This is a genomic window from Enterobacter cloacae subsp. cloacae ATCC 13047, from assembly GCF_000025565.1.
Taxonomy (GTDB): domain Bacteria; phylum Pseudomonadota; class Gammaproteobacteria; order Enterobacterales; family Enterobacteriaceae; genus Enterobacter; species Enterobacter cloacae.
In genome coordinates, this window is record NC_014121.1 from 4832994 (window position 1) to 4849343 (window position 16350).

Below are 16350 nucleotides of genomic sequence, written 5' to 3' on the forward strand. Positions count from 1 at the left end.
GGCGTAACGGATACGCCCGTGAGGTTGTGCATCTGGCAGGTCTCTTTTTACTTACCAGCTGGCGCGCATACGTTCGCGTACGAGCGCCGAGCTGCGGCGATTGTCAGCACCCAGACGGCTTTTCAGCGTCGGATCCTGACGAGCGTCACTGATGGCCTGTTGCAGGGTGGTTTTCACCAGCGTCAGGTCGCTATCGGATGGGGCATCCGGGTTGCTGATATCCAGCAGGCTCGAGAGCAGCCCCAGCGTGGCGTAGTTGCTGATGTCATACGCCATAGGTGGGATAGTGGCGGCCAGTTTTTCTAGCGCCTCCACGCTGCGCAGGGTGATCCGCGCGGCAGACGCTTTCCCCATGGCATGGATGAGCACCCCTTTATCGTTAAAAGCAATCAGGCGGTTGGCCTGGTAGCCATGCGCCAGAAACGCGCCGGACATGGCTTTACCCACAATCAGGCCAATTACCGCATGACCCGCCAGGCGCGCGTTGGCGTAGGCGGCCGCAGCGCCTGCCAGCGCCTGGTGGATACCAAACGCCTCTTCGCGACGGCCATAAGCCTGGCTTGGGACGTCGATCACCGCCACAATCGGGCGTTTAACGGCTTTATCAGCATCTGCCGCGACGGTTTCGCTGACCACTTTCGCCAGCGTCCAGCCTTCAAGCAGGCCGACTTCCCCTTTCGCCGCGCGCGGGAAGTGGTTGTTGGCATCCGGCACTACGGCGATAAAACGCACCGTTTCACCGTTCAGCTCGCCGTCTGCCGCCTGCACGGACGGGCACAGCCCCTCAATACGTTTGGCGTTCGGGGCGAGGGTTTCCAGCCAGCGTTCGCCACGGCTCATTGCGTTACTCATCATTTCACCTCCCGGGCAAAAAGCGCGTTAATCTGTTCGGCATCGGCCTGCTTGCGGGTGTCGAAATTCATCAGGCGGTTCAGGTAATCGTCGTAGTTATCGGTGCGATGTTTTGCCGGGACGCCTTTGGCGATGGCCTCGTTCATCGCGGCTTTCACCGCATTCACCCCGTCGCCGACCAGCGCGTCCACCAGCCCGCTCTGATAGCGAACCTCACCGCCGGTCATGCTCCAGATAAACGGACGGTCACGGGAGTCGTACTCTTCAATGCCCGCTTCCTGCTCAATAACCTGCGGGCCGTTTAGCCCCAGACGCGCTTCGCGGGTCACAATCAGGTAGCTGCAAAGCGCCGCCGCGATGGACATCCCGCCGAAGCAGCCCACGGTTCCGGCCACAATCCCGATAACGGGCGTGTAGCGACGCAGGTCAACAATCGCCGCGTGGATATCGGCAATCGCCGCCAGGCCGAGGTTAGCTTCCTGCAGGCGTACGCCGCCGGTTTCGAGGCACAGCACCGCCTGAGTCGGAATGCCGTTGCGGTTATCTTCCGCCGCCAGCTCCAGCGCTGCTGCCATTTTCGCGCCGGAGACCTCGCCCATGCTGCCGCCCTGGAACGCGCCTTCAATCGCCACGACGACCGCAGGCTGGCCGTTGATAGTCCCTTTCGCGACCACCATGCCGTCATCGGCCTGAGGCACAATGCCCTGTGGCCCCAACCACGGAGAGATAATGCCTGCAAACGGATCCAGCAGCTCGCGGTAGCTGCCCTCGTCGAGCAACGCCTGCGCACGCTGGCGCGCTTTTAATTCGATAAAGCTGCTATCATCACGCATGGCTCACCCCTTCAAAAACCTGTTCGATACGAATGCGCGCCACGCCCGGCGTCGCGCCAAAGTCGTGGATGGTCAGCTTGCCTGCGGGCAGACTGCTGACGATCTCCAGGCGGCTGAATAACGCCTCCCAGCGCCCACGGCTGTTGTCGACGGAGGTGGTGATATCAATGGTTAAGGTCTGGCCCGGTTCGGCGGTGAACAGCACCTCCATATCCCCGGATCCAACTACCCCTGCCAGCGCCCGGCCGCTTAACGTGCGGCTGGCTGGCATGGTCAATGTGATTTTTTCCATAACATCCTCTTAATGCTTTGAATAGGGCGTTTCGACACGGTCAAGAAACAGCGTGGCGGCAAGCAGGTCGGCTGCACCGCCCGGTGAGGCATTGAGCGTCAGCATCTGGCGATCTAACCGCGCCAGCGCCTGCTGCCCCGCGAGCGTTGCGCAACCTCCGGCATTCAGTACCGCCCGGGCGCCGTTCTGCATGGCGTCCAGCCCCTCCATTCCGGCGCGCGACAGCACGCAGGTATCGGTGAGCGAGGTCATGATTGCCATCAACGCGTCGAGTCTGGCGTTTGTTTCGCTGCTGCCGTTGAGGCGGCTCAGGCGAAGCTGCGGCAGCGCGCGCTGCATGATGTGCGGAAACGCCTGCTGAGCCTCTTCCCGCGCGCCAGGTACGCGGTAGCGGTGCGTGGCACGTAACCCCTTACTGAACACCTTCGGTGCCGCGTCGTCCGGGAGTTTCGCCAGCTGTGCGGCGGTGTTAGCGACGGTTTGCGCGCGGGCATCGCCGCCCAGCATCGCCACCGCGCTCACCAGCAGTCCCAGCGCCCAAATTGCGCCACGGTGCGTATTCACGCCGTCGGTGGCGATCATCATCTGCCGTTCGCCTTCACGGCCAAGGCGGCCAACGGTTTGCCGTAGGGCAATATCCGCCGGACGCTGCCAGCTCTGCTGCGCCAGCGCCTGAAACGTGGAGGTCAGGCTGTGCGCGGAGCGCTCCATCAGCGCAAGCGATAAATCGTGGTGCGCGCCGTTCCCCCGACTGTCCACCAGACCGGGTTTCGGGCTTAAGCGTGCTTCGTCAATCAGACACTGCGTGGCGGTTCGCGCCAGCCATTCGGCACCGCCTTCAACCTGAATCTGGGGCAGTAGTGTCATTACCAGCTCCGGAATTTCGCAGGTGGGTTGTAGAGACCGCCGGACCACTCAACGAGGTCAGCCACGCTGCCCGCCGCCAGCAGAGAGCGGGTGGCATCGGTACGGCGAATCCCCATGTCTTCCGGGTACACGACCTTGCCGCTCTGGCGCAGTTCCGCCACGCGTCTGGCATCCACGCCCAGACCGATATCGGTGATACCCGCCACGGCGGCGACCATGGCGCGACGCTCTTCCAGATCTTTTGCCCGGTAGAGGTAGGCAATCCCCTCTTCCGTCAGCACGTGGGTGACGTCATCGCCGTAAATCATCACCGGTGCCAGCGGCATGCCGGAGGCTTTCGCCACGTCAACGGCGTCCAGTTTTTCCACGAAGGTGGGCTTCACGCCCGCCTGGAAGGTTTCCACCATCTGCACGACCAGTTTTTTACCGCGTTGCATCGGGTCGGGTTCGGTGATCATGTTCAGCCAGGCCGGAGTGGCGTGGCGACGGCCGTGTGGATCATGGCCCATGTTCGGCGCGCCGCCGAAGCCGGAGAGACGACCGCGGGTCACCGTTGAGGAGTTGGCGTAACCATCCACCTGCAGGGTTGAGCCGATAAACATATCCACCGCGTACTGGCCCGCCAGCTGGCAGAAGGCGCGGTTGGAGCGCATGGAGCCGTCAGCACCGGTGAAGAACACGTCCGGACGGGCGCGGATGTACTCTTCCATCCCCAGTTCGCCGCCGAAGCAGTGCACGCTCTCCACCCATCCGCTTTCAATCGCCGGGATCAGCGTCGGATGCGGGTTCAGCGTCCAGTGTTTACAGATTTTGCCCTTCAGGCCGAGCTGTTCACCGTAGGTGGGCAGCAGCAGCTCAATTGCCGCGGTGTTAAAACCGATCCCGTGGTTCAGAGACTGCACCTGGTGTTCAGCGTAGATGCCTTTGATGGCCATCATCGCCATCAGGATATGTTCCTGTTTGATCAGGCGCGGGTCGCGGGTAAACAGCGGTTCGATAAAGAATGGCTTGTCGGCCACCACCACGTAGTCAATCCAGGAGCCTGGGATATCAACGCGCGGCAGGTCGCATTCATCGTCCACCAGCTCGTTAACCTGTGCGATGACGATGCCATCGTGGAACGCGGCGGCCTCCACCAGCGCTGGGGTATCTTCGGTACTTGCCCCGGTGTAGAGATTGCCTTTGCGGTCTGCTTTAAACCCGGCGATCAGCGCCACGTTTGGTGAAAGGTCGACGTAGAGACGCGAATACAGTTCGATATAGGTATGAATAGCACCGATTTCGAGTTGACCATCCTCCAGCAGCTGGGAGATGCGCAGGCTCTGCGTGCCGGAGAAGGAGAAGTCCAGCTTACGGGCAATGCCCTTCTCAAAGATATCCAGATGTTCACTGCGGCCAACGCTAGGCATGATCATGTGCAGGTCATGCACAATTTGCGGGTTTACTTCGGCCAGCGAGCGGGAAAGAAAATCCGCCTGCTTCTGGTTGTTGCCTTCCAGAACGACTTTATCGCCTGGCGCGATCAGCTTTTCCAGCATGGCGACAAGGTCGCCGGTTGGCAGAACCTTGCCCTGCACCGGTACGGAGGCCAGACGACGCGCTTTTTCGCTGCGTCGGGTGTTCCATTGCCGGGTGGGTATTTGCCCAGATAACATTATTAACCTCCTGATTCAGCACATCATTTTGATTTGCTTAACGCTGAGTAAAGTCTGCACCCTGGCGGAAAAGGCATCAATTAAGCGTAGAGTGGAATCATTAGCCTGAGAGTAATAATCAAGGTAAATATTTGTGATCGGGATCAGTTCATGCTTCGGAAAACCAGGCTAAACGGGGTACAATTCGGAAGGTATAGTAAATTTCTGACAAGAATCAGCATCGCCCTTATGACCCAAATCATTCCCTCAGACTTCGACCTCACCGCCGAAGACAGCACTGATTTCGTGCCCATGCGCGGCGTGGCCAACTGCCACCTGCAGACCATGCTGCCGCGCCTGATCCGCCGCAAGGTGCAGTTCACTCCGCACTGGCAGAGGCTGGATTTGCCGGACGGTGATTTTCTGGATCTCGCATGGAGCGAAGATCCCGAACAGGCGCGCCATAAACCCCGCCTGGTGGTGTTTCATGGTCTGGAAGGCAGCCTGCACAGCCCGTATGCCCATGGGTTAATCCAGGCGGCAAAAGCGCGCGGCTGGCTGGGCGTGGTAATGCATTTTCGGGGATGCAGCGGCGAGCCGAATCGCCAGAAACGCATCTATCACTCCGGCGAAACCGAAGATGGCACCTGGTTTTTGCATTGGCTGCGGGATAATTTCGGCACCGTGCCGACGGCGGCGGTGGGCTATTCGCTCGGCGGAAATATGCTGGCCTGTCTGCTGGCCAAAGAGGGAGACGCGGTACCGCTGAATGCCGCGGTGATTGTCTCTGCCCCCTTCATGCTGGAACAGTGCAGCTACCACATGGAGAAAGGCTTTTCCCGGGTCTATCAGCGCTATCTGCTCAACCTGCTAAAAGCCAATGCGGCGCGCAAGCTGAAGGCCTATCCGGATACCCTGCCAGTAAGCCTGCGTCAGTTGAAAAAGGTCCGCCGCATTCGTGAGTTCGACGACCTGATCACCGCCAAAATTCATGGGTTCGCCGATGCCATTGACTACTATCGTCAGTGCAGCGCCATGCCGCTGCTCAGCAAGATCACTCAGCCGACGCTGATCATTCACGCGAAAGATGACCCGTTTATGGATCATCACTCCATCCCTGCACAGGAATTTCTGCCCGACAACGTTCACTACCAGCTGACCGAGCACGGCGGTCACGTGGGGTTTGTCGGCGGAACGCTGCGTCGCCCGAAAATGTGGCTGGAGACGCGCATTCCTGACTGGTTAACCCCTTACCTGGACGGTGCAACATGATTATCCCCTGGCAGGATCTGGCGCCCGAAACGCTCGATAATCTGATTGAAAGCTTTGTCTTGCGTGAAGGCACCGATTATGGTGAACATGAACGCTCGCTTGAGCAAAAGGTCAACGATGTTAAACGCCAGCTTAAAAGCGGCGACGTGGTGCTGGTGTGGTCTGAACTGCATGAGACGGTCAATATCATGCCCCGCAACGCGTTTCACGGCTGATCTTTCAACCTTTCCAGTCAGGGAGTTGCTATGTCTGCCAGACATCCGGTTATTGCCGTTACGGGGTCGAGTGGTGCGGGAACCACCACCACCAGCCTCGCGTTTCGCAAGATTTTCGCCCAGTTGAATCTCCGCGCGGCGGAGGTCGAAGGCGACAGCTTTCACCGCTATACGCGCCCGGAGATGGATATGGCCATCCGCAAAGCGCGTGATTTAGGCAAACACATCAGCTACTTCGGCCCGGAGGCCAATGACTTCGGCCTGCTGGAGCAAACGTTTCAGGAGTACGGCCTAAGCGGCAAAGGCCAGTCCCGCAAGTATCTGCACACCTACGACGAAGCCGTTCCCTGGAATCAGGTCCCGGGCACCTTTACTCCCTGGCAGCCGCTGCCGGAACCTACCGACGTGCTGTTTTACGAAGGATTGCACGGCGGCGTGGTGACGCCGCATCACGACGTGGCGCGACATGTGGATCTGCTGGTCGGCGTGGTGCCAATCGTGAACCTGGAGTGGATCCAGAAGCTGACGCGAGACATCAGCGAGCGCGGCCATTCACGCGAGGCGGTGATGGATTCGGTTGTGCGCTCAATGGAAGATTACATCAATTATCTGACACCACAGTTTTCCCGCACCCACATCAACTTCCAGCGTGTGCCGACGGTGGACACCTCCAACCCGTTCGCGGCCAAAAGTATCCCGTCGCTGGATGAGAGCTTTGTGGTGATCCATTTCCGCAATCTCGACGGCATCGATTACCCCTGGCTGCTGGCGATGCTGCAGGGCTCGTTTATTTCTCACATGAATACGTTAGTGGTGCCCGGCGGAAAAATGGGGCTGGCGATGGAGCTGATCATGACGCCGCTGGTGCAGCGGTTGATGGAAGGGAAACAGATCGCATAATCATATTCCCTCTCCCGGTGGGCTGAGGGTTCCCCAGAAAAATGAAAAGCACGATGAAGTGTGATCTACTGGTTGCGCTAACAAATCAGAAGAGACCTCATCGTGCCTTTACAGACAGTCTGCCAGAAATTTTTCTCCGCGTCTTTACCGGACGTTCACAGCTTCCGGATTAATGTTCTTGTTTCCATGGCAGTTGCCCTCACGCACGGTGCGGATCTGACCCTGACCAGCCTTGGTCGCTCTCTTCCCGGCAGGGCGCACGTCAAAAATAAAATTAAACGTGTTGACCGTGCCCTGGGTAATACCGCCCTTCACCGGGATATTCCCCGTATTCAGCACCTGCTCACACATACCATCACCTCCCTGATGCCCTTCTGTGTGATTGCTGTCGACTGGACAGGCTGGCATGACAGGAACTGGTATCTTCTGCGGGCAAGCCTGGTCTGTAATGGTCGCTCACTGCCGCTTATGAGTGAGGTTGTCCCCGCAGAGCTGGCGCAGAACAGCGATGTACAGTGCCGCTTCCTTGACCGCCTGCATGATGCCATCCCGAAAGATAAAGCCGTCACCATCATTACGGATGCAGGCTTCCGGACAGACTGGTTCCGGCATGTCAGCCAGCTGGGCTGGAGCTTCACCGGCAGGGTCAGGGGCTGCATCAGCTTCCGGCTGGACGGAGATAAAAAGTGGATGAAAATCAGTGAGCTTGAGGCTACCGGACAACCGGTCTGCGTGGGTTACGGTGTCCTGTCCCGTAAACCACGAACGCCCTGTTACGGCCGGTTCTATCTGCATAAGCGCCCTGACGCAGGGCGTCAGGGAAAAGGGGGGATGCCGAAAACACAGCGGGAACACCGCAGTAGCGCGCGGGAGCCCTGGCTGCTGTTCAGTAATGCAGAGGGACTGGAGCCGCACCAGATAATGGCCCTGTACAGCCGCAGAATGCAGATAGAACAAAACTTCCGGGACGACAAAAGTCCACGCTTCGGGTTCGGTCTGAGGCTGAGCCGGAGTCAGGGAAAAGGGCGACTGGAAGTGCTGAATATGGTCGCGGCAATGGCAAGCCTGGTGATGTGGCTGGCAGGTTACAGGGCAGAAAGGCAGTGTTTACACTGGCACTATCAGGCAAGCAGCATCAGGCACAGACGGGTTCTGTCATACCTGAGTCTGGCAGAAGAAGTCATCCGGCATGAGCCAGGAAAAGTGAGACGGCTGAATATAGTTAACGAGATGAAAAAGCTGGGAAAAGAGTACCAGTAATATGGTCATGGTGGCATGACCATATTACTGGGGATCCCTCAGCCCGGTGGGAGAGGGTTAGGGTGAGGGCATCAACACGCACGATGCCCCATCAATCACGCCTCGATCACTTCATACGAATGGGTAATTTTTACCGCTTTCTCCAGCATTAACGCCACAGAGCAGTATTTCTCCGCAGACAGATCCACCGCGCGTGAGACGGCAGCATCTTTCAGCGCGTTCCCGGTGACAACAAAATGCAGGTTAATGTGCGTGAACAGGCGTGGCGCCTCTTCGCGACGTTCTGACGTGAGCTTGACTTCACAGTCGGTCACATCATGACGGCCCTTTTGCAGAATCGACACCACGTCAATCGCGCTGCATCCACCTGCCGCCATCAGCACCATTTCCATTGGGCTGGGTGCTTTATCGCCGGAGTTACCGTCCATCAAAATCTGGTGTCCCGACGAGGACTCGCCCAGGAACGTTAAACCTTCTACCCATTTCACGCGCGCTTGCATATTCATTAGCTCCAACGTTGCATTTTTGGTGACAGATTACGCGTGCGTTACATTTCTCGCAATGGAAGGCGACCTGCGTCATGCTGAAGCGAGACACCAGGAGACACGCGGCGAAAGCTATGCTAAAACACTCTGGATGCTACAGTAATACATTGACGTTACACATGTATGCAGAGGACATCAAACTTTACTGGCTGCGAAACGTTACGACAGCCGACTTCCCAGGTATGGGTAAGAATTCGATTGCAACCCCAGAGTCCGGATGCATCTTATGACTCTGGTGACAGCTTATAACAGAGGATAACAGCGCATGGTGCTTGGCAAACCGCAAACAGACCCGACTCTCGAATGGTTCTTGTCTCATTGCCACATTCATAAGTACCCATCGAAGAGCACGCTGATTCACCAGGGTGAAAAAGCGGAAACGTTGTATTACATCGTCAAAGGCTCGGTGGCAGTGCTGATCAAAGATGAAGAAGGGAAAGAGATGATCCTTTCTTATCTGAACCAGGGCGATTTTATCGGTGAACTGGGCCTGTTTGAAGAAGGCCAGGAACGTAGCGCCTGGGTTCGTGCAAAGACAGCATGTGAAGTGGCTGAAATTTCCTACAAGAAATTCCGTCAGTTGATTCAGGTTAACCCTGACATCCTGATGCGTCTTTCTTCGCAGATGGCTCGCCGTCTGCAGGTGACATCAGAGAAAGTGGGTAACCTCGCCTTCCTGGACGTGACCGGCCGTATCGCGCAGACCCTGCTGAACCTGGCGAAACAGCCAGACGCTATGACCCACCCTGACGGCATGCAAATTAAAATTACCCGCCAGGAAATTGGTCAGATCGTCGGTTGCTCCCGTGAAACAGTGGGCCGTATCCTGAAAATGCTGGAAGATCAGAACCTGATCTCCGCCCACGGTAAAACCATCGTGGTTTACGGAACCCGTTAATCCCGATAAAACGGCGTGCCATCGCAAGGTGTCACGCCGTTTTTGTCTCTACTCCCCATGTGGCGCAGGCTGATTTATCACCCGGAAGTTAACTACGCACTGCGACAAACGCTGGTGTTGTGCCTTCCTGTGGCCGTGGGCCTGATCCTTGGGCATCTTCAGCAGGGGCTGCTGTTTTCACTGGTTCCCGCCTGCTGCAACATTGCCGGTCTCGACACCCCGCATAAGCGTTTTTTCAAACGTCTGATTATCGGCGGTTCGCTGTTTGCCGGGTGTAGCCTGGCCGTGCAGCTTTTGCTGGCCCGCGATATTCCGCTGCCGCTAATCCTGAGCGTGCTGGCGATGACGCTGGGGGTGACCGCCGAAATCAGTTCGCTGCACGCGCGGTTACTGCCCGCCTCACTCATCGCGGCCATCTTTACCCTGAGTCTCGCAGGTAACATGCCAGTGTGGGAGCCGCTGCTGATCTACGCCCTCGGTACGCTATGGTATGGCCTGTTTAACTGGTTCTGGTTCTGGCTGTGGCGGGAACAACCGCTGCGTGAATCCCTGAGCCTGCTCTATGTCCAGCTTGCGGAGTACTGCGAAGCCAAATACACACTGCTGACCCAGCATACCGACCCGGAAAAATCGCTACCGCCGCTGCTGACGCGCCAGCAGAAGGTGGTGGATCTGATAAGCCAGTGCTACCAGCAACTGCATATGCTGGCCGCCAACAAGAACCACGAATATAAACGGCTGCTGCGCACCTTCCAGGTAGGGCTGGATCTGCAGGAGCATATCTCCGTGAGCCTGCACCACCCGAAGGAGGTGCAAAAGCTGGTGGAGCGCAGCCATGCCGAAGCGGTGATCCGCTGGAACGCGCAGACCGTGTCCGCACGCCTGCGGGTACTGGCCGACGACATTCTTTATCACCGTTACCCCACCCGCTTTAACATGGACAAGCAGCTCGGCGCACTGGAGAAAATCGCCCGCCAGCACGAGGATAACCCGGTAGGCCAGTTTGCCGCCTGGCACTTCAGCCGTATTGCCCGCGTGCTGCGTACCCAGCGCCCGCTCTATCCCCGCGATCTGATGGCGGATAAGCAAAAGCGCCTGCCGCTACTGCCTGCGCTTAAAAGCTATCTCTCGTTTAAATCTTCCGCCCTGCGCAACGCCGCCCGGATTAGCGTGATGCTGAGCATCGCCAGCCTGATGGGCATGGCGCTGCATCTGCCCAAACCCTACTGGATATTAATGACGGTACTGTTTGTCACCCAGAATGGCTACGGCGCCACGCGGGTGCGTATTCTGCACCGGGCGGGCGGAACCATGGCGGGGTTGATTATCGCAGGCGTAACGCTGCACTTCCACGTGCCGGAAGGCTATACGCTGGCAGGCATGCTATTGATTACCCTGGTGAGCTACCTGATCATCCGCAAAAACTACGGCTGGGCGATGGTGGGCTTTACGGTCACGGCGGTATACACCCTGCAATTGCTTACGCTCAATGGCGAACAGTTTATTGTCGCCAGGCTTATCGATACCCTGATTGGCTGTCTGATTGCCTTTGGTGGTATGGTCTGGCTGTGGCCACAATGGCAAAGCGGCCTGCTCAGGCAGAACGCCCACGACGCGCTGGAGGCCGACCAGCAGGCTATCCGCCTGATCCTGAGCGACGATCCGCAGCCCTCCCCGCTGGCGTATCAGCGGATGAAGGTCAACCAGGCGCATAACGCCCTGTTCAACTCGCTGAATCAGGCGATGCAGGAGCCCGGCTTTAACTCGCACTATCTGGCGGATATGAAGCTCTGGGTGACGCACAGCCAGTTCATCGTCGAACATATCAACGCGATGACCACGCTGGCGCGTGAACATACCATGCTGACGCCAGACCTGGCGCAGCGCTATTTGCAGTCGTGTGAGATTGCCCTGCAGCGGTGTCAGCAGCGTCTGGAGTATGACGCGCCGGGTGAATCGGGGGATTCGAACATTCTGGAAGCGCCGGAAACGCTCACCCATGGGCCAATGAGCACCCTGGAGCAGCATCTGCAACGCATTCTGGGGCATCTGAACACCATGCACACCATTTCGTCGGTGGCATGGCGTCAGCGTCCGCATCACGGCATCTGGTTAACGCGGCGGTTAAAACGAACCGAGTATTAGCCTTTAACGATCTTCGCGACCGCCGCGGCAAAGCGGGTCAATCCATCTTCAATATCGTTCTCTTCGACCACCAGCGACGGCGCAAAGCGCATCACGTCCGGGCCGGCGTTGAGTACCATCACCCCTTCGTGAGCAGCGGCGTGCAGGAAATCGCGTGCGCGGCCTTTGTACTGCGGCTTCAGCTCAGCGCCAACCAGCAGTCCCATGCCCCGGATCTCGCTGAAGACGTCGTACGTTTCGTCGATCTGCTGCAGATGTTTCACGAACAGCTCGCGCTTCGCCTGAACGCCGCTTAATACCTCCGGCGTATTGATGATATCAAACGCCGCACCGGCGATGGCGCAGGCCAGCGGGTTTCCGCCGTAGGTGGAGCCGTGAGAGCCAACGTGGAACGCGGAAGCGATCTCCTGGGTGGTGAGCACCGCGCTGACCGGGAAGCCGCCGCCGAGCGCTTTGGCGCTGGTCAGAATATCCGGCGTCACGCCGTAGTGCATATAGGCGAACAGGGAGCCGGTACGCCCCATCCCACTCTGGACTTCATCAAACACCAGCAGCGCCTGATGCTGATCGCACAGCGCGCGCAGCCCTTTGAGGAATTCCGGCGTTGCCGCCGTCACGCCACCTTCACCCTGAATCGGCTCAACCACGACCGCGCAGGTATGGTCATCCATCACCGCTTTCACCGCATGCAGATCGTTAAACGGCACATGAATGATATCGGCGGGTTTCGGACCAAAGCCGTCGGAATACTTCGGCTGGCCGCCAACGGAAACGGTAAACAGTGAACGACCGTGGAAAGCGTTATGGAAAGCGATGATTTTGGTTTTGTATGGGCTGTGGCGTGTGGAAGCGTAGTAGCGCGCCAGCTTGAAGGCGGTTTCGTTGGCTTCGGTCCCGGAGTTCATAAACAGCACGCGCTCGGCGAAAGTCGCGTCAATGATCTTGCGCCCCAGGCGCAATGCCGGTTCGTTGGTAAAGACGTTGCTGGTGTGCCACAGGGTTTCGCCCTGGGTTTTCAGTGCCTCGACCAGTGCAGGATGGCAATGCCCCAGCGCCGTCACCGCAATCCCCCCGGCGAAATCCACGTACTCTTTCCCCTGCTGATCCCAGACGCGGCTGCCTTTTCCCTTTACCGGGATAAACTCGGCCGGTGCATAAATCGGCAGAATGACTTCATCGAATGTCGCGCGGGTAATTGCAGATTGTTCAGTTGCCATGTCATGACCATCCATTTTATGTCACATTGATTGTGAAAATATAATCACAAAATATGCATAAAAAATCACAGCAAGGCAACAGATATTCAGCGATTGAGGAAATTAGCCAGCAGCTGGTGCCCCTGTTCGCTGAGAATACTCTCCGGGTGGAACTGCACCCCTTCGAGATCCCATTCACGATGGCGAATGCCCATGATCTCCTGCGTCTCGCTCCAGGCGGTCACCTCAAAGCAGTCGGGCAGCGTCGGCGGGTCAATCACCAGAGAATGGTAGCGCGTGACGGTTAACGGGTTATTTAACCCACTAAACACGCCCGTGCCGGTGTGGGTAACCGGTGAGGTTTTACCGTGCATCACCCTGGCAGCGCGGACGATGGTGGCGCCAAACACCTGCCCGATGGCCTGATGGCCAAGGCAGACGCCAAGAATCGGCAGCCTGCCGGCGTAGTGGCGGATCACATCCAGAGAAATACCCGATTCCGATGGGGTACACGGCCCCGGCGAGATAACGATTTTCTTCGGGGCCAGCGCGTCAATCTCGGTCAGGCTGATGTCGTCGTTACGGCGGACAACCACCTCTGCACCCAGTTCACAAAAATACTGGTAAAGGTTCCAGGTGAAGGAATCGTAGTTATCAATCAGCAGAATCATGGCGGCTCCCGAAAAAAATGCCGCCCTATTCTACTCAGATTCCCGCGCTTCGCTCACTACTTTGGCAAAGATAGCGTTCAGGGCGGACAAATCTCCCGTTGCGCCGCTCTGGTTAGCCGCGACCCACTGCTCAGGATCGATATCGCGCCAGTCCAGCAGGTAACCCGCATGGATCGCCAGCTGTTCAAAGAAAACGCGCTGCGCAATGCCATTACCGCTCGCAAAAGGATGCAGCATGTTGATTTCACAATAGTAATGGCTTATCCGCTCGATAAACTCCTCTTTCTGAAGACCCACTAGGTACCGGTCGCTTTCCAGTGCCGACATCAACTCATTGCCCATCTTCTCAATGTATTCGAAATGGCAAAAAGGAATGTCCCCTTTGAAAATATCGTCCGTACGGTATTCACCTGCGCGTTTCATCTCTCTGCGATACAGATGGCGGTGAATAAGGCACAGATGGGGCAACCCAGGCGCTGAAGGCCCAAGTTCCAGCGTCTCAATCTGGGGATCTGAAGGACCATGACCCTTTTCAAGGAGACAACTGGCCTGAAAATTGACGTTACGCTGCTGCTCCCAGAGACGGGATTTTTGCTTATCGGTGAGTTTTTTCACTTAACGCCTCCCTGAATATGTCCGTTTGCCAAAGTATAAGCAGCAAAACGCGCTTTCGCAGGGAGGGCTAACAACACGGGCGAGACGCGCCCGTGTCAAAGAGGATTACGGCAGTACTTTTGCAGAGAGGATCACGACCGGTTTGGATGGTACATTCTGGTATGGCCCAACGTCGTGGGTCTGTACCTGAGAAATCTTGTCCGCCACGTCCATCCCTTTTACCACTTTACCAAACACCGCATAGCCGAAGTCACGCTGGCCGTGGTCGAGGAAGGCGTTATCCGCCACGTTGATAAAGAACTGGCTGGTAGCGCTGTCTTTATCCGCCGTACGCGCCATGGCGATGGTGCCACGGGTGTTCAGCAGGCCGTTGTCCGCTTCGTTTTTGATCGGTGGATTCGGCTGTTTCTGCTGCATCTGCTCGTTGAAACCGCCGCCCTGCACCATAAAGCCTGGGATCACGCGGTGGAAGGTGGTGTTGTTGTAAAAGCCGCTGTTTACGTAGTCGAGGAAGTTTTTCACAGAAACCGGGGCTTTCTGGCTATTCAGTTCCAGCTCAATATTCCCTGCGGAGGTGGTCAGCAGAACATGAGGGTCCCCTTTTGCTGCCAGCGCAGCCGGGGAAACGGCAGAAAGAGCAAACACAGCTGCGACAGCCGCCAGTGTTGATTTGAGCATGAGAATTCCTTAACAAAGCGCAGTATAAAAAGCGAATGGCTTGATTCTAAAGAGCAGTATGAACGGAGACCAGCCTTTTACCTAATTTTACGAAATTGAAACAGTTGTTACCGCGCAAACGATTGGTTATGACGCAATTTTATGTGATCGCGATCACATAAAAACCTGCAATGAAGCTCATATTTTCTTTAAAAGATATTAATGGATCACTTTCACGACTAAAATCTGCCCGCTCTCAGCGCCTATCCGGCGCTTTTCTTTTCCTGAACAGGCCAGACATGACTAACAGCAATCGTATCAAGCTCACATGGATCAGCTTCTTCTCCTACGCCCTGACCGGCGCGTTGGTGATCGTCACCGGGATGGTGATGGGAAATATCGCAGACTACTTCCAGCTGCCCGTTTCCAGCATGAGTAACACCTTCACCTTCCTCAACGCGGGGATCCTGATCTCCATTTTCCTGAATGCCTGGCTGATGGAAATTGTTCCGCTGAAAACGCAGCTGCGTTTTGGTTTTGTGCTGATGGTCGCCGCCGTGGCGGGTCTGATGCTGAGCCACAGCATCGCCCTGTTCTCCGCCGCCATGTTCGTGCTCGGTCTGGTCAGCGGGATCACCATGTCGATTGGTACCTTCCTGATTACCCATATGTATGAAGGCCGTCAGCGCGGCGCGCGCCTGCTGTTTACCGACTCCTTCTTCAGCATGGCCGGGATGATTTTCCCGATGGTCGCGGCCGTTCTGCTGGCGCGCAGCATTGAGTGGTACTGGGTCTACGCCTGTATCGGCCTGGTTTACGTGGCCATCTTCATCCTGACCTTCGGCTGCGAATTCCCGGTTCTGGGTAAAAAAGCACAGACCACGGCAGAGCCTGTGGCGAAAGAGAAATGGGGTATCGGCGTACTGTTCCTCTCCATTGCCGCACTGTGCTACATCCTGGGTCAGCTGGGCTTTATCTCCTGGGTGCCGGAATACGCCAAAGGTCTGGGCATGAGCCTGAACGACGCGGGTAAACTGGTGAGCGATTTCTGGATGTCTTACATGTTTGGCATGTGGGCGTTTAGCTTCATCCTGCGCTTCTTCGATCTGCAGCGCATCCTGACCGTGCTGGCAGGCCTGGCTACCGTGCTGATGTATCTGTTCATCAACGGTTCCCCGGACCACATGCCGTGGTTCATTCTGACCCTGGGCTTCTTCTCCAGCGCCATTTATACGTCGATCATCACCCTGGGCTCCCTGCAGACCAAAGTGGCCTCGCCGAAGCTGGTGAACTTCGTACTGACCTGCGGCACCATCGGCACCATGCTGACCTTTGTGGTGACGGGCCCGATCGTCGCCCACAGCGGTCCGCTGGCGGCGCTGCACACCGCTAACGGCCTGTACGCCGTGGTGTTCATCATGTGCTTCATCCTGGGCTTTGTAACCCGCCACCGCCAGCATAACGCTGCAGCGGCGTCGCACTAATCCCTGCGCCCCTC

General features: G+C 57.2%; 17 protein-coding genes. 7 read left to right on the plus strand and 10 right to left on the minus strand.

Annotated elements, in window-relative coordinates; translation table 11 throughout:
• Positions 1–51 precede the first annotated feature (51 nt).
• From mdcE to mdcA, 5 genes are read right to left on the minus strand one after another with little or no spacing between them, the layout of a single operon-like run.
• Entirely contained in the window at positions 52–852 is an 801-nt protein-coding gene (gene mdcE / locus ECL_RS23580; protein ID WP_013099046.1) for a biotin-independent malonate decarboxylase subunit gamma, read from the minus strand.
• Complete coding sequence (locus ECL_RS23585) at positions 852–1685, minus strand: biotin-independent malonate decarboxylase subunit beta (RefSeq protein WP_013099047.1); 834 nt, start codon at positions 1683–1685, stop codon at positions 852–854. Before ECL_RS23585 ends, mdcE begins: the two co-directional genes overlap by 1 nt.
• Positions 1678–1977 (minus strand): malonate decarboxylase acyl carrier protein, encoded by a 300-nt coding sequence (gene mdcC, locus ECL_RS23590; protein WP_013099048.1) that lies wholly within the window; start codon positions 1975–1977, stop codon positions 1678–1680. Before mdcC ends, ECL_RS23585 begins: the two co-directional genes overlap by 8 nt.
• A gap of 9 nt (positions 1978–1986) precedes the next feature.
• The gene (locus ECL_RS23595) at positions 1987–2844 is read right to left on the minus strand and encodes a triphosphoribosyl-dephospho-CoA synthase (protein WP_013099049.1); all 858 of its coding nucleotides are present in this window, start codon (positions 2842–2844) and stop codon (positions 1987–1989) included.
• Positions 2844–4499 (minus strand): malonate decarboxylase subunit alpha, encoded by a 1656-nt coding sequence (mdcA, locus tag ECL_RS23600; protein ID WP_013099050.1) that lies wholly within the window; start codon positions 4497–4499, stop codon positions 2844–2846. The genes ECL_RS23595 and mdcA overlap by 1 nt, the downstream gene beginning before the upstream one ends.
• A gap of 228 nt (positions 4500–4727) precedes the next feature.
• Here mdcA and ECL_RS23605 point away from each other — a divergent pair, with 228 nt between their 5' ends.
• From ECL_RS23605 to ECL_RS23620, 4 genes are all read left to right on the plus strand, one after another.
• Entirely contained in the window at positions 4728–5750 is a 1023-nt protein-coding gene (locus tag ECL_RS23605; protein WP_013099052.1) for a hydrolase, read from the plus strand.
• A complete protein-coding gene (locus tag ECL_RS23610) occupies positions 5747–5965 on the plus strand; it encodes a YheU family protein (protein ID WP_013099053.1) in 219 nt (72 codons plus the stop codon). The genes ECL_RS23605 and ECL_RS23610 overlap by 4 nt, the downstream gene beginning before the upstream one ends.
• Positions 5966–5995: 30 nt before the next feature.
• Positions 5996–6865, plus strand: a complete 870-nt coding sequence (locus ECL_RS23615; protein ID WP_013099054.1) for a phosphoribulokinase — start codon at positions 5996–5998, stop codon at positions 6863–6865.
• A gap of 186 nt (positions 6866–7051) precedes the next feature.
• Positions 7052–8125, plus strand: coding sequence for an IS4 family transposase (locus ECL_RS23620; RefSeq protein WP_237707063.1), 1074 nt, complete (start codon positions 7052–7054; stop codon positions 8123–8125).
• Between the two features lie 95 nt (positions 8126–8220).
• Here the strand turns inward: ECL_RS23620 and ECL_RS23625 are convergent, their stop codons facing one another.
• Positions 8221–8625 carry an OsmC family protein gene (locus ECL_RS23625; protein WP_044157703.1) on the minus strand — a complete coding sequence of 135 codons (405 nt, stop codon included), beginning with the start codon at positions 8623–8625 and terminating at the stop codon, positions 8221–8223.
• A 310-nt stretch (positions 8626–8935) separates the two neighbouring features.
• On the opposite strand from ECL_RS23625, the gene crp reads away from it, so the two are divergent.
• On the plus strand, positions 8936–9568 hold the full coding sequence (gene crp, locus ECL_RS23630) for a cAMP-activated global transcriptional regulator CRP (RefSeq protein ID WP_000242758.1): 633 nt from the start codon (positions 8936–8938) through the stop codon (positions 9566–9568).
• A 57-nt stretch (positions 9569–9625) separates the two neighbouring features.
• The gene (locus ECL_RS23635) at positions 9626–11713 is read left to right on the plus strand and encodes a YccS/YhfK family putative transporter (protein ID WP_013099057.1); all 2088 of its coding nucleotides are present in this window, start codon (positions 9626–9628) and stop codon (positions 11711–11713) included.
• Here ECL_RS23635 and argD read toward each other — a convergent pair.
• The 4 genes from argD to ppiA form a co-directional block, all read right to left on the minus strand.
• Positions 11710–12930 (minus strand): bifunctional acetylornithine/succinyldiaminopimelate transaminase, encoded by a 1221-nt coding sequence (gene argD / locus ECL_RS23640; protein WP_176682059.1) that lies wholly within the window; start codon positions 12928–12930, stop codon positions 11710–11712. The two genes, ECL_RS23635 and argD, sit on opposite strands and share 4 nt — an antisense overlap.
• 86 nt (positions 12931–13016) lie before the next feature.
• The gene (pabA, locus tag ECL_RS23645; RefSeq protein WP_013099059.1) at positions 13017–13580 is read right to left on the minus strand and encodes an aminodeoxychorismate synthase component 2; all 564 of its coding nucleotides are present in this window, start codon (positions 13578–13580) and stop codon (positions 13017–13019) included.
• Positions 13581–13610: 30 nt separating this feature from the next.
• A complete protein-coding gene (locus ECL_RS23650) occupies positions 13611–14195 on the minus strand; it encodes a putative adenosine monophosphate-protein transferase Fic (RefSeq protein ID WP_013099060.1) in 585 nt (194 codons plus the stop codon).
• A gap of 105 nt (positions 14196–14300) precedes the next feature.
• Positions 14301–14873: a peptidylprolyl isomerase A gene (gene ppiA, locus ECL_RS23655; RefSeq protein ID WP_013099061.1), complete on the minus strand. Its 573-nt coding sequence runs from the start codon at positions 14871–14873 to the stop codon at positions 14301–14303.
• A gap of 278 nt (positions 14874–15151) precedes the next feature.
• Between ppiA and tsgA the strand changes: the two genes are divergently transcribed.
• On the plus strand, positions 15152–16336 hold the full coding sequence (gene tsgA, locus ECL_RS23660; protein ID WP_013099062.1) for an MFS transporter TsgA: 1185 nt from the start codon (positions 15152–15154) through the stop codon (positions 16334–16336).
• Positions 16337–16350 lie beyond the last annotated feature (14 nt).